This is a genomic window from Chryseobacterium sp. FR048, assembly GCF_056844665.1.
On sequence record NZ_JBXDSE010000004.1, the window covers coordinates 218,475 to 231,344 of the forward strand.

10 protein-coding genes are annotated in these 12,870 nt (G+C 37.6%); 6 read left to right on the forward strand and 4 right to left on the reverse strand.

Going from position 1 to position 12,870, the window contains the following annotated elements; genetic code table 11:
• Positions 1–64: 64 nt before the first annotated feature.
• From AC106K_RS13490 to AC106K_RS13500, 3 genes are read left to right on the forward strand one after another with little or no spacing between them, the layout of a single operon-like run.
• Positions 65–502: a DUF1896 domain-containing protein gene (locus AC106K_RS13490; RefSeq protein ID WP_123871835.1), complete on the forward strand. Its 438-nt coding sequence runs from the start codon at positions 65–67 to the stop codon at positions 500–502.
• Positions 489–1,190, forward strand: coding sequence for a DNA methyltransferase family protein (locus AC106K_RS13495; protein WP_482446061.1), 702 nt, complete (start codon positions 489–491; stop codon positions 1,188–1,190). Before AC106K_RS13490 ends, AC106K_RS13495 begins: the two co-directional genes overlap by 14 nt.
• A 19-nt stretch (positions 1,191–1,209) precedes the next feature.
• Positions 1,210–5,823, forward strand: a complete 4,614-nt coding sequence (locus AC106K_RS13500) for a helicase-related protein (protein WP_482446063.1) — start codon at positions 1,210–1,212, stop codon at positions 5,821–5,823.
• Positions 5,824–5,873: 50 nt separating this feature from the next.
• Here AC106K_RS13500 and AC106K_RS13505 read toward each other — a convergent pair whose 3' ends face one another.
• Complete coding sequence (locus AC106K_RS13505; protein WP_123871831.1) at positions 5,874–6,716, reverse strand: ADP-ribosyltransferase-containing protein; 843 nt, start codon at positions 6,714–6,716, stop codon at positions 5,874–5,876.
• A 116-nt stretch (positions 6,717–6,832) separates the two neighbouring features.
• Positions 6,833–8,818 carry a conjugal transfer protein MobC gene (gene mobC, locus AC106K_RS13510; protein ID WP_482446065.1) on the reverse strand — a complete coding sequence of 662 codons (1,986 nt, stop codon included), beginning with the start codon at positions 8,816–8,818 and terminating at the stop codon, positions 6,833–6,835.
• 231 nt (positions 8,819–9,049) lie between these two features.
• On the opposite strand from mobC, the gene AC106K_RS13515 reads away from it, so the two are divergent.
• Both AC106K_RS13515 and AC106K_RS13520 read left to right on the forward strand, forming a co-directional pair.
• Positions 9,050–9,304 (forward strand): hypothetical protein, encoded by a 255-nt coding sequence (locus AC106K_RS13515; protein ID WP_076350988.1) that lies wholly within the window; start codon positions 9,050–9,052, stop codon positions 9,302–9,304.
• A 64-nt stretch (positions 9,305–9,368) separates the two neighbouring features.
• The gene (locus AC106K_RS13520) at positions 9,369–9,656 is read left to right on the forward strand and encodes a hypothetical protein (RefSeq protein ID WP_123871827.1); all 288 of its coding nucleotides are present in this window, start codon (positions 9,369–9,371) and stop codon (positions 9,654–9,656) included.
• A 36-nt stretch (positions 9,657–9,692) separates the two neighbouring features.
• Here the strand turns inward: AC106K_RS13520 and mobB are convergent, their stop codons facing one another.
• Positions 9,693–10,970 (reverse strand): conjugal transfer protein MobB, encoded by a 1,278-nt coding sequence (gene mobB, locus AC106K_RS13525; RefSeq protein WP_123871825.1) that lies wholly within the window; start codon positions 10,968–10,970, stop codon positions 9,693–9,695.
• Positions 10,970–11,395, reverse strand: coding sequence for a conjugal transfer protein MobA (gene mobA, locus AC106K_RS13530; RefSeq protein ID WP_076350994.1), 426 nt, complete (start codon positions 11,393–11,395; stop codon positions 10,970–10,972). Before mobA ends, mobB begins: the two co-directional genes overlap by 1 nt.
• Before the next feature lie 705 nt (positions 11,396–12,100).
• Between mobA and AC106K_RS13535 the strand changes: the two genes are divergently transcribed.
• Positions 12,101–12,868, forward strand: coding sequence for a ParA family protein (locus AC106K_RS13535; protein WP_123871823.1), 768 nt, complete (start codon positions 12,101–12,103; stop codon positions 12,866–12,868).
• Positions 12,869–12,870 lie beyond the last annotated feature (2 nt).

A 12,870-nucleotide genomic window follows, 5' to 3' on the forward strand; every position in this document is an offset into this window, starting at 1 on the left:
CCCCCTAAACTGCATTACGAGGGCTTCTGTGGCTAGGTTTACCTAACAAGTAAACAATTGACACATGAAAAAAGTGCAAAAGGATTTTTCCTACTACCAATTAAAGCTACAGGAACATATAGAAGCGAGTTTTCCTGAGAAATTAGAGGATACGAAATTTATCGGCCAACGGGCGCGGTGGGCAGCTAATGCGTATGAAGGAGCATTCAGGTCTGGCAATGGCGTTCACAAATGTGATGAAATAGCCGACTATATTTTGTATGAAGGTCTACATTTTTCAAAATACGACAGTCTATTTGATGTCCTGACCAATGAGTTTACAGATCTGTTCTTTGACTTTGAATATCGGGACTTTGCATTAAAAATACTTCCTATCTGTGCAGAGGTTTTTGCAAAGTATGATCTAAGCGATGATTTTGCATATTCAAATGATTATGACCTGCTATATACGGAACTGACAGGTTTCATCGCCATATGGATCGAAAAGAATGGCATTCAATAAGAGGCAGCACCTCCAGCAGAATATTGATGCCCTGAAAATTGCTTTTCTGTTGCACAAAGAAAAAAGGGAAGGAAGTTCGGAGGAGCTAAGACAAATGTCGTTGTATGCCGGATTTGGAGGACTGAAATTTATCCTAAATCCAGCAGAGTCTGTTGATGACATTGAGAAGTGGAGTGTGGCTGACCGACCTCTTTTTGAGTTAACGAAGACACTCTACGATCTGATATTGGAGAACAGCGAGAATGACAGAACATATAAGCAATATATAGATGGAATAAAGGCATCAATTCTGGATGCCTTTTATACCCCTGTACCCATTTCAGAAACGATTTCAAAGGTTTTAATTAATAATGATGTAGAGATTCAGACATTGTTGGAACCATCAGCGGGTGTAGGTTCATTCATCAAACCATTTTCAAACCTTCGTGATCTTGAAATTACAGTATATGAACAAGATCCACTCACAGGTTTGATCCTAAAATTATTGTACCCACAGTCTAAGGTCAATGTCGAAGGTTTTGAAAATATAGGTATAGAGGAAGATAGTAAGTACGATGTGATTCTTGGGAATATTCCATTTGGAAAAACTTCTGTGTTTGATCTTTCTTATTCAAAAGGAACGGATCTGGCCCGAAAAGCTTCTATTTCAGCAATTCACAATTATTTTTTTTTTAAAGTCCACAGATAAGTTACGAGAAGGAGGAATTTTGGCATTCATCACCTCTCAGGGAGTGATGGATAGTCCCTCCAATCAACCGATCCGGGAAGTGTTGATGAAAGAACATCATTTGGTTTCTGCGGTAAGATTGCCAAATAACCTATTTGATGAGGCTGGCACATCAGTTGGAACGGACCTCCTTATTTTACAGAAAAGAACTGAAAACAGGGAATTGTCCCAAAGGGCCAGAGATTTTATAAAAAGCGGAGTCAAACCGGGCGGAGAAAACTGCAATCTACTTTTCTATAATCCTAATCACATTGTTTATACAAAAGCTGTTGTCGGTACCGATCAATATGGTAAACCCGGCACAGTATATCTACATGAAGGCGGACTGGCTGGTATCGGTGAAGATCTTGCGAAAAAGCTTGAAGCTGATTTTAAAAATTATTTTAATCCTGATTTGTACAGAAAATTTCAAAGAGCCAAATTATCAGATGTCAGTGGTTCGGAGAAAAAAATAACTTCTACGGTAAGAGATAAATTATCATACAATCTACTTGATACGACCACATCAAATGCAGTTCAGCTCAACCTTTTTACAGAAGATGAGGTTGCTCAGTCTACAAAGTCACCAACAAATAGGAAAAAGCGAAGCAATACGCCAAATAAGCCCATGGTGACTGAACAGTTGTCACTGTTCGCGGAGAATTTGGATGAACAGGTGCGGTCACAGAATACTACAGTAAAAATAAAGCCTTCCAGCGTAGATAAGAAGCAAGATGGCGGGAACAAACACGTTAAAGCAGTTTCCATGCTTTCCTTATTTCAAGATAATGAGGAACAGCGTAGTTTGGAACCGCAGGTTTTTGATGCTGAAGTTAAAAGCTACTATCGAGAGGATACCCTAGTTTATTATAGGGGACATGTTGGCAGGATCAAACGAAATGCACACGAGGGAAATCATAGTTTTAAACCAATAGCGCTTAGCGAGATCCAGCGAAAACGAATTGATGCCTATATAAAAGTAAGGGACTGTTATAATGACCTGTATCATTACGAAGCTAAAAATCAGGAAGAGGATAGTACCAATCGGGGACTTCTGAATAAGCTCTATGATGATTTTGTCAGAAAATATGGTCATCTAAATGCTGCCGAAAATATTAAGGTTATAAAAATGGATCCCTCGGGCAATGAAATTCCCTCACTTGAACGGGTTGTCGGAGGTGTAATCCATAAGTCGGATATTTTTGACCATCCGGTTAGTTTTGCAAGAATGAAAATCTCTGAGGCTTCTCCGCAAGAAGCTTTGTCGGCTTCTTTGAACCGCTCCGGTAATGTTGATATGAGGTATATGGAACAGATCAGTGGTCTGTCTTCCGATGCATTAAGAGAAAGCCTACAGGGAAGTATTTACTATAATCCGATAAGTGGCGAGCAGGAAGTCTCTCAAAAATTTCTTTCTGGTGATGTCGTTGAAAAAGCAAAACAAGTAAAAGCTTACATTGTCGATAATCCTAATGATCAGGAAGCTCTAGTAAGTCTTGAAGCGCTTGAAAAGGTACGGCCTGAGCCTATTAAGTTTGAGGCTCTTGACTTTAATCTGGGAGAACGCTGGATCGGAACCGATATCTATAATCGTTTTGCTACCCATCTTTTTGACACAACGATTAGTATTCATTATTCTGAAAGTAGTGATGACTATTCTGTCAGTGCAAAATCCAGCAATCTGAAGATCACAGAAAAGTATGCGGTGAAATCCGAAAGCCGCAGTTTTGACGGTTTGAATTTATTGCGACATGCACTTGTTAATACTACCCCAGATATTACAAAAACAGAATATTTGGCTGATGGTACGGCTGTGAAGGTGCGGGATATGGAGACTATTCAGGTTGCCAATACGAAGATAGATGAAATCCGTCACGAATTTACAGAATGGCTCTATCAGCAGGACGATGCGTTCAAAAATGAACTGACAGAACGGTATAATGAATTATTTAACTGTTATGTACGACCGCAATATGATGGTAGCCATCAGAGATTTCCCGGACTGGATCGGAGGGCGGTGAACATTGAGGACCTCTATGACAGCCAGAAAGATGCTATCTGGATGATAAAATCCAATGGCGGAGGAATTTGTGATCATGAAGTGGGAGCTGGCAAAACGCTGATTATGTGTGCAGGGGCCCAGGAGATGAAACGATTAGGGCTTGTCCATAAACCGATGATTATTGCATTAAAGGCAAATGTGCATGATATTGCCAAGACCTATCGGGAAGCTTATCCCCATGCAAAAATACTTTATCCCGGAAAAAAGGACTTTACCCCACAAAAGCGACTTAAGATTTTTGGCGATATCAAGAATAACGATTGGGACTGCATTATTCTTACGCATGATCAATTTGGGATGATCCCCCAGTCGTCAGAACTTCAAAAGGATATTCTACAGGCTGAACAGGATGGCGTGGAGCAAAATCTTTCAGTCTTAAGAAGTCAGGGTAAAGATATTTCGGGTGCTATGCTTAAAGGAGTAGAAATCCGTAAGAAAAACCTGAATGTTAAACTAAAGACCTTAGAACATGATATAGAAAACCGAAAAGATGATGTTGTGGACTTCAAAATGATGGGGATCGATCACCTTTTTGTGGACGAGAGCCATAAATTCAAGAACCTTATGTTCAATACAAGACATGAGCGTGTTGCCGGTCTGGGCAATTCGCAAGGCAGTCAAAAAGCACTTAATCTTCTTTTTGCCATAAGAACAATCCAGGAAAGAAGCGGTAAGGACTTAGGGGCAACTTTTCTTTCGGGAACGACCATTTCCAATTCACTGACCGAGTTATACTGTCTTTTTAAGTATCTACGTCCAAAAGCATTGGAACGTCAGGGTATTAATTGCTTCGATGCCTGGGCTGCGATATTTGCGCGAAAGTCCATTGATTATGAATTTTCTGTTGCAAATAATATTGTGCAAAAAGAGAGATTCCGTCATTTTATCAAAGTACCCGAGCTGGCACAATTCTATGCAGAGATAACCGATTACCGTACTGCTGAAGACATTGGTATTGACCGGCCTGTAAAAAATGAGATATTGTATAATATCCCGCCAACTCCGGATCAGGAGATTTTCATCAAAAAATTGATGGAATTTGCTAAGTCTGGAAATGCAGAATTGCTTGGAAGGCCACCATTAAGTCCGACAGAACAAAAAGCCAAAATGCTGATTGCTACAGATTACGCGAGAAAAATGTCGCTGGATATGAGGTTGATTTCATCTAAATATGCCGATGATGCTGGAAATAAAGCCTCTGTATGTGCCGCAAACATAGCTAAATATTACAGAAAGTATAATGCTCAGAAAGGTACGCAGTTCGTTTTCTCAGATTTAGGAACCTACAAGCCTGGTGAATGGAATATCTATTCCGAGATAAAGCGAAAGCTTATGCAGGATCATGATATTCCAGTTGATCAAATTCGGTTTATACAGGAGGCCAAGACGGAGGATCAACGTAATGAATTGATAAAGGCCGCGAATGATGGAAGGGTAAGAGTTCTTTTTGGTTCTACAGATATGCTCGGAACTGGTGTTAATGCACAGAAAAGAGCAGTTGCAGTACATCACTTGGATATTCCATGGCGACCGTCAGATCTTGAACAGCGCAATGGCCGCGCTGTCCGCAAAGGAAATGAAATCGCGAAATTCTTTGCCAATAATACGGTGGATGTCTTTATTTATGCTGTTGAAAAATCGCTTGATGCTTATAAGTTTAATACGCTTGCTAACAAACAGCGATTTGTTGGTCAGTTAAAAAGTAATAGTCTAAGTGTGCGTACTATCGATGAGGGAGGGATGGATGAGGTTTCCGGGATGAACTTTTCGGAGTATGTTGCCTTACTCTCAGGAAATACTGATCTATTGGAAAAGGCAAAAGTAGAAAAGAAGATTGTGGCGATGGAAAATGAAAAAAATGCTTTTTTACGGTCTAAATGGAGTGCAGGCTCCAAACTTGGATTGTTGCAAGAGGAGCTGGAAGGGCGAATTTCAAAGTTGGAAAGATTTATAGTTGATAGGGATAATCTTCAAAATCGTATTCTTAAATCTTCTGACGGTACTCTATTAAATCCTATACAATTAAATGGGCTGGCAAAAAATGCAGGAATTACCGAAATTGGTTCATATCTTAATAAAATTGCTTCAAACGCCCGAACAGGCGGTGATTACGAAGAAATTGGTTCTCTCTATGGTTTTCGTATTCTTGTAAAAACGGAGATTCGGGAAAAGGAGAATATAATGGAAAGGGATAACCGTTTTTATATCTGTGGAGAGGGGAATATAAAATACACTCATAACAATGGAATTATTGCTGCAGATCCTGAAAAGGCTAGCTTGAATTTTCTTAATGCCCTAAAAAAAATACCACGTTTAATTGACGAAGAAAATGTACAGATAGAAGTCATAAAAAAGGACAAAACTATACTGGATGATATTGTAAATGGTGAGTGGAATAAGGAAAAGAATCTAGCTGGTTTAAAGACTGAACTTGCAGCAGTGGAGCGTAACATTCAGATTTCGTTGGATGAAAGCAAAAACAGAATTGTTAATTCAGAAGACGGACAAAACAAAATAGAAAATACTAAAGTAGTCAATAAGCATAAGATCTAATTTTAAAGTTCCTTTAGAAGAAAAATGTGAATTGCTGTACAATTAATGGTTTATCGTGAGATTCCTAAGCCGTTCTTTTTGACTTTATCGGCAGACAGCTTTAGAACCGGTGATTTTCCGTCCAGCGTACCAGGCAACTCTCGATATAGTTTCCCCTTATTTATAGAATAGCACAGAGAACCTTCTGTATTATCTTTCCCAGCCAGTATCTTTAGTTTTTTAATATTATCTATTTCAAAACCGTCTATTTTGTTGGGAATACTATTGATATTTTTAAACAGTTGCTTATACAGTATATTTAATTCCCGATCATTCGTTGATTGTAGAGCTTTTAAAATATTTTCAATCTGACGGGAATTCGCTGGCAATACGGAAAGGTACGCATTCTTTGGAAAAAGAGAAATAAAATCCTTATTAAGAATTGAAATTTCAGCAGGTTCAAAAATGCAATATTCTACTTTATCCCTGGCGAATCCAGCTATAATATGATCGTAACCACGTTCTTTAAACATATTGAGGTTATCTTGTGAGTTAAAGGCTTCCATAAATTCCATATATTCCCCTAATCCGATATTATCATCTATAAATTCCAAAGCTTCATTAGGATCGGTAATATCCTCTTCAAATATAATATTAACAATGTCGGGTGCTTGGTCAGTGCAGCCAAAGACATCATCCAAATTCAGGCATTTTTTTAGGTGAACCTGACACTCAAAAACTTTTTCACCAAAAAGTTGTGCTATACCAATTTCCTCCGTTAAATGAATACCCCGATGACAATTGTCTCTATCTGTATTTTGGCCTAGATATTCTAGTGAAAATTCATTAAAATCGCTGTTGGTTCCGTGATATAAGATTTTAGTTGTAGATTGTTTAGGTTTGATTGAATCCATATTAAATTTATTTTTTTTAATTTCTATTAGTAAATGGTAGGTTCGTTATGATCAGTGGGAGATAGGAGGGTACATTCTCAGCCTATGCTCTCGGGTTATCCTTCATCGTATTGAAATCATTCCTGTCGGATTAAATGAGCCAGTTCAGGATCATTTTCAATTCTCGTCAATTCGTTCGAAATTATAATCGAAACATCCAATTTTATCTGCCGGTAATTTTCGTTAATTTCCTGTTCCATAATATCTGCCCCAGATTCGGATAGAAAGGATCGTATCTGTGGAATAGGCTTATAATTTTTCGTTTCATTAGCTACCTTTTCTGTATCGACTATGATCTGGGCGTGAAATATCTTTTGTTCTATTTTTTCACCAAAATTGTCCGCTACGGCTCCGACGAACATGCCCTGTGATAAGGTTGAAATCTTTGATGCAGGAATCAGACTATCGAGCTGTGTGGAAATGGAAGAACTGGTATCATTTCTGTTTATACTGATGGATTGTCTTTTTTGTACAATTTTCCCGAACCTTTCTGACAATGTTTTTGCAGTGTCGCCAACCACTTGTCCCGCGAAAATATTACCTACTATATTTTGGATTACTTTAGATTCTTTATCGCCATAATCTCTCGTTAACATTGAAAAGTCTTGTAATCCCAAGCATACGGATATTAAATTACTTCTGGCGGAGGCAATCAAGTTATCCAAGCCTCGAAAATAAATTTGGGGAAGCTCATCGATAATCAGGGAGCACTTTAGCTGCTTTTTTTTATTTATTAGACGAACAATTCTTGAATTATAAAGTCCTAGCGCAGCGGAATATATAGTTTGCCTGTCCGGGTTACTACCAACACATAAGATCTTGGGTTCATTTGGATTATTTATGTCAAGTGAAAAATCATCTCCGGTCATTACCCAATATAATTTTGGAGATATAATTCTTGATAATGGTATTTTTGCGGATGCGATCTGACCCTGTAGCTGGTCTTGCGCTCCACCCTCCCACGCATCCAAAAAAGGGCTTAAGTAGTTCTCAAGTTCTGGATAGCTTGTCAGAATCGTAAATAGATCGGAGTATTTCTTATTCAGAAGTTCAATGGCATGGGGAAACGTACAATAGATACCGTTTTGATATATCTTGAGGAACCAAATAATGGAGGCGAGCAGAATGATGGGTGATTCTACAAAAAAATCTCCCTGTTTCTGAATCCATGTCCTGTTTAAATTTAACATTATCGTATATGCAGATTCGTACGCATCGGAAATATCACTCAAAAATGAGGGGCTTAACGGATTACATCGATGACTGCGACGTGGATCATCAAAGTTTAAGACGTAAAACTGTGGTTTGACGTTATACTTATCATAATGTTTTAACAAATGGTTATATACGATTAATGAAAGATCGTCGAATTTGAAATCGAATACATACATAGAGAATCCTTTCTCAATGTGCTGCTTGATATAATTGTTTATAATAGCATAACTTTTTCCTGATCCAGGAGTACCGGCGACTATTGCAGCACGGAAAGGATTAACAACATTTATCCATCCATCGTTCCATTTTCCTTGATAATAGAATTGTGTAGGTAGATTAACGGAGTATTCATTTTCGATAAGACGGCTTTCCTGCATGAAACTTTCATTTTCGTTGTTGAAAGGGTCGTCCATTAACCTGTTTTTTAGTAGCCTGCTCATCCATAAGCCAGCTACCATCAGCAGGATAAATCCCGCTGAAGTAGTAAGTATATAAAGAGGATTTGAAATTTTAAGGAGTGGAAAATTTAAAAGAAAAAGAACTGAACCGGATATCAGGTATATGTAAATGTTTTTCCATTTAATTTTTTCATTTTTTACACCTTTGGTCCCAAGGCAACTGAGCGCTAATAAGATCAACGCAAATACTTTACTATATAGCGAATTGTCGAACAGGCCGGCTGTCCTTTGAAAGTTCTTTAATATCCTTTCCAGAACCTCAAGTGTCCATCCCTGGTCGTAGAAAAAAGAATAACAGAACCAGTAGAAATTCATAAGTACCAATAGGATACTAACTGCACGCATAAAGGCCATAATTTTGGCTAATCCTCGCAAATCGTCTTCTTGCATAAGTGAAAATTTTCACCATAGATATTATCTCTGCGGATGAAAATTTGGGAAGTTGTTCCAAGCGGTATAAGTTGTCCTGTAATGTCTTATATCAAGGATAAAAACAAGTTTTTAGAGACACGAAAAATTGGTTTGAATGTGGGTTTTTAAAATTGGAATATTTTCAGAGAATTTCTATTTTGAGACAAAATTCATATTATTAAAAAGAATTTCGAAAGTAAATATATTATCATGCTGGATACAATCGGACAATATGAAGAACATTTTAATAAGCAGACTTTTAGGATTACATTTAAAAACCGTGATTTCCAGATTGTTTTATTGAAAAAAGATTTAACGAAGGACCAAGAAGAATTTTCCGTTTTATTAGATGGGCTGGTTCAGACTCTTATTAAGCGAGATGGAAAATGGCATTTTGCACATGGCGAAGATAAGGATCTGGCAGAAGACATCTGGCGCCAAATAGCTCTTCGTTATAGGTTATGATATCCAAGTTAGCCTAATCGTCTACATTTTTGGGAATTCAGTCAATAAAAATTATAGGTCATTTATGAAAGTAGATTTGAGGATACCTAAAAAGTTTGTTATATACCAAAAATGGTCGGTCTTTTCAAATTTTGATAATGAGGTGGATCATAATGTGGCATCGTGGATACAGGGAAAGAATTACTGTGCTGAATTTACGGCCAGTAATTTTCACGGGCTTGTATGGTGGAATGATGAACTGGGATATTGGTGCGTTGAAATTTGGCAGGATCGCGTCTATATAAGTTCATATATGGCAGAGAGATTAGAAGACCGTATTCAGGAAATCTGGGCCACTTACGGTTTTTTGTAGGTTGTACCATCTTTCTGACGCTTTTGCTGGCGATTATCAGGTGGGGCGTTTTTTTCGTTTTTTCTTCATCTGATATTCAAAGGCTTGCTCTTCGGGATCTTCGGCAAATGTGCCAGTGAGTAGTGATTCGAGGAACCCAAAACCATCAATGTTAGGAAGATTTACCATAAAATCAAAAAACGGATGTAAGTTATCTGATGTGGCCGTATTATTAGTTGAATTTGTCTGATTTATAATAATTGGCTGTACTATTTTATTTTGGTTCAGTTTTAAGTCGTGACTAGAAAATAGTTCTTGAAAGACATTCGCTGAGAATTGCTTTCCTAGTTGGGAACCGTTAAACACATTCCTTGTATTATGGTCTATGAAGGTAATGCCGTAAATTCGGTCTTGCTCATTTCTCCTGATAACAGTGTTAATTCCATGTTGGATCAAATATTCCTTAAAGGTCTTTTCGTTTGAATTTAGCTGCATTGCCTGCTGGATAGCTTCTGTAATGGAAGATTTAGCTGATGCGCTGTTCGGTCTACTTTTATCAAAATGAGCCCTGAGTTCTTTTAGTCCTGCCTGTTTACCAAACAATGAAGATTTAAAGGGATTGCTTACTTTATTTCCATTTTCATCTGTAGCGAAATAAACCAATCCCTCTTTGATTTCCCCTCGGTGTTCCTTTTTGATGTACTCAGACGTTATATTAAAAAGTGACAACAATGCATTATAACTTCCTAAGGTCTGGAAATGGTAGTACTTGGGAAGATAACGAACAATAGATGCGATCTGAGCTTTAATGTTTCCTGTCATGTAATGAACTGGATTTAATGGGATGCTGGGATCGCCAAACTGCTTTTCAGGTGCAGGCGATAGGTTAAACTTTGTTTCGAGTTCTCTACAGATATCCATTGATTTTTTCTTTTCAAATGAATCCGGAATTTTAATACCCTTACAATCAACTGTTGTTGATACAACGTGTATATGCGTACGTTCGATGTCAGTATGCTTGAAGACGACATAAGGTTGTTCGCCATAGCCCAATTTCTGCATGTATTCCTCAGCAATCTTTATATAGTCCTCATCAGAAATACTATCGTTTGGATCTGGATTAAGTGAAATATGAAGGGCTGTTTTTTCGGTGTTTTTATTTGCCAGTAAATAAGGGGCAAAAGAAGTTAAGAGTTGCATTGCCGTATAATTTCCGTCAGCAGTTTCCTTCATATGATGAAGGTGCAAAATCTCGCCATTATTATTGAGAACTTTGCCGTGGTTGTACTGTAAAGCGCCATAGATATTAGTTCCTCTTCCTATTTTTGCGACCATTAATTTTCTTTTTTTAGCAGGTACTCTGTTTCAAACTGTTTGGTGAGAATCAGTATTTCCTTACATAAGTTGGCTAATTCAAGGGTGTACTTTTCCAATTTACCAACATATAGTATCGTTTTTTTATCACTGAAGTTCGTATGTATCACCTTCACTACCTGATTGTAATTTACACCGATGGCTCTGAATTGTGCGAAGAAATGCGATAATTTGGTTGTGTATTCATTTGCGCCAGCATCTATTTTAATTGATTTTATGCGTCTCTCAAATAATAGTGATACAATAAACTTTGCTTTTGTATCCAATCCGCTCTGCTCAAAAAGTGATAGAAACCTTGTGTTTTCGGTTTCTGTTAATCTGAAAACATAGCGGTGTACCGCCCTGTTTAATTTTGGATTTCTCCCGCCTTTGTGTTGTGCATTCATATCTTTTTGACAAAACTTATCTGTTTTGAAAGCAACAAACCAGGTTTTTGCTTATTCTTTCCTAAGTCGGCGTTTGATAGCCGAAAGGAATACAATAATTAATAAAATATTCAAATAGTACATCCGACTTCGGAGGATGTACTGAGCTCTCGGCAGGAGCAAGTCGTTTTGGGGCACAAAACGAGTTTTGAGGCACTCAAAACACAACTTGCTCTGTTCACGGGAACAGAAATAAAAAAAATACTACAGTAGAAGTTAATCCTAAAAGGATTAAGTCAATTTCGGAAAAGATAGGTTAGTATGTCCCTGATAGCATTAATACCTATTAAAACTGTTTTCCTTTACAACAAATGGGGAAGATTGGTAAACCTGCATTTTGGTCAGGAATGTAACATGTCAATAAGTAGGTAATAAAAGTATTAGGTTTTAAAAACATAAAAACATAAAAACATAAAAACATAAAAACATAAAAGTGTAAAAGCGTAAAAGCGGTAAAGTTGGCAAAATGTCTTTTGTATCTACCTGTGAATGGTTTTACATTTTCATTTATGGTCATATTTCCACCTTGGTAATCATATAAAAAGTAATATAACAACTTGTATACAAGGTATTACACACTGCAATTGTCGAAGTAAAGAGATAAAATATGTTTCTGCATTCCCGCTTTTGGGGTTAAATGGTAAAATGATTAATAATATATAAGCAATGGAAAAAAAGAAGAAAACTTTAAAGGTCAGCATTTATACGCAAAAAGGAGGAGTGGGGAAGTCCACAATCACAACTTTGCTGGCAAGTGTGCTGCATTATCGATTAGGTTTTAATGTTTTGGTTATGGACTGTGACTTCCCACAGCATAGTCTGAGTAATATGCGAGAAAGAGATAGAGTAAGTATCATGAATAGTGAATATCACAAGAAGGCAGCTATGAAGCAGTTCCAGACCATTAATAAGAAAGCGTACCCGATTATAAAAAGTAAGGCGGATATAGCTCTGGAAACAGCTTTAGAGAATATAAGTCAGCTTTCTGTTGAGCCAGATATTATATTCTTTGATTTACCGGGTACAGCCAATACAAAAGGCGTGTTAACCGCGTTAAAGTCTATGGATTTTATTTTTTCTCCCATTACAGCTGATCGTCTTGTTGTGGAGAGTACACTTGCGTTCAGTAAGGCCTTTCTTCAGCTTCCTACCTCAGATGATCACAATGAAGGGTTAGCCCTCTGGCTGTTTTGGAACCAGGTTGACGGTCGTGAAAAGACAGGTCTCTACAAAGCATACCAAGAGGTGATTGAGGAGCTTAGTCTACTTATAATGAAAGCAGGTATTCGGGATAGTAAGCGGTTTAGAAAAGAGACGGATGACACGATTAATTACGTTTTTAGATCCAGTCTGCTACCAGCTGAGTTGCAGCTATTGAAGGTTACCCGCTTTGACCTTTTTATAGCTGAGTTTCTAAAGATCATTCACTTATAAAT

Excerpts from the sequence above, each read along its gene's own strand:
- AC106K_RS13490 (WP_123871835.1), top strand. The coding sequence starts at position 65 with ATGAAAAAAGTGCAAAAGGATTTTTCCTACTACCAATTAAAGCTACAG.
- AC106K_RS13495 (WP_482446061.1), top strand. The coding sequence starts at position 489 with ATGGCATTCAATAAGAGGCAGCACCTCCAGCAGAATATTGATGCCCTG.
- AC106K_RS13505 (WP_123871831.1), bottom strand. The coding sequence starts at position 6,716 with ATGGATTCAATCAAACCTAAACAATCTACAACTAAAATCTTATATCAC.
- mobC (WP_482446065.1), bottom strand. The coding sequence starts at position 8,818 with ATGCAAGAAGACGATTTGCGAGGATTAGCCAAAATTATGGCCTTTATG.
- AC106K_RS13515 (WP_076350988.1), top strand. The coding sequence starts at position 9,050 with ATGCTGGATACAATCGGACAATATGAAGAACATTTTAATAAGCAGACT.
- AC106K_RS13520 (WP_123871827.1), top strand. The coding sequence starts at position 9,369 with ATGAAAGTAGATTTGAGGATACCTAAAAAGTTTGTTATATACCAAAAA.
- mobB (WP_123871825.1), bottom strand. The coding sequence starts at position 10,970 with ATGGTCGCAAAAATAGGAAGAGGAACTAATATCTATGGCGCTTTACAG.
- mobA (WP_076350994.1), bottom strand. The coding sequence starts at position 11,395 with ATGAATGCACAACACAAAGGCGGGAGAAATCCAAAATTAAACAGGGCG.
- AC106K_RS13535 (WP_123871823.1), top strand. The coding sequence starts at position 12,101 with ATGGAAAAAAAGAAGAAAACTTTAAAGGTCAGCATTTATACGCAAAAA.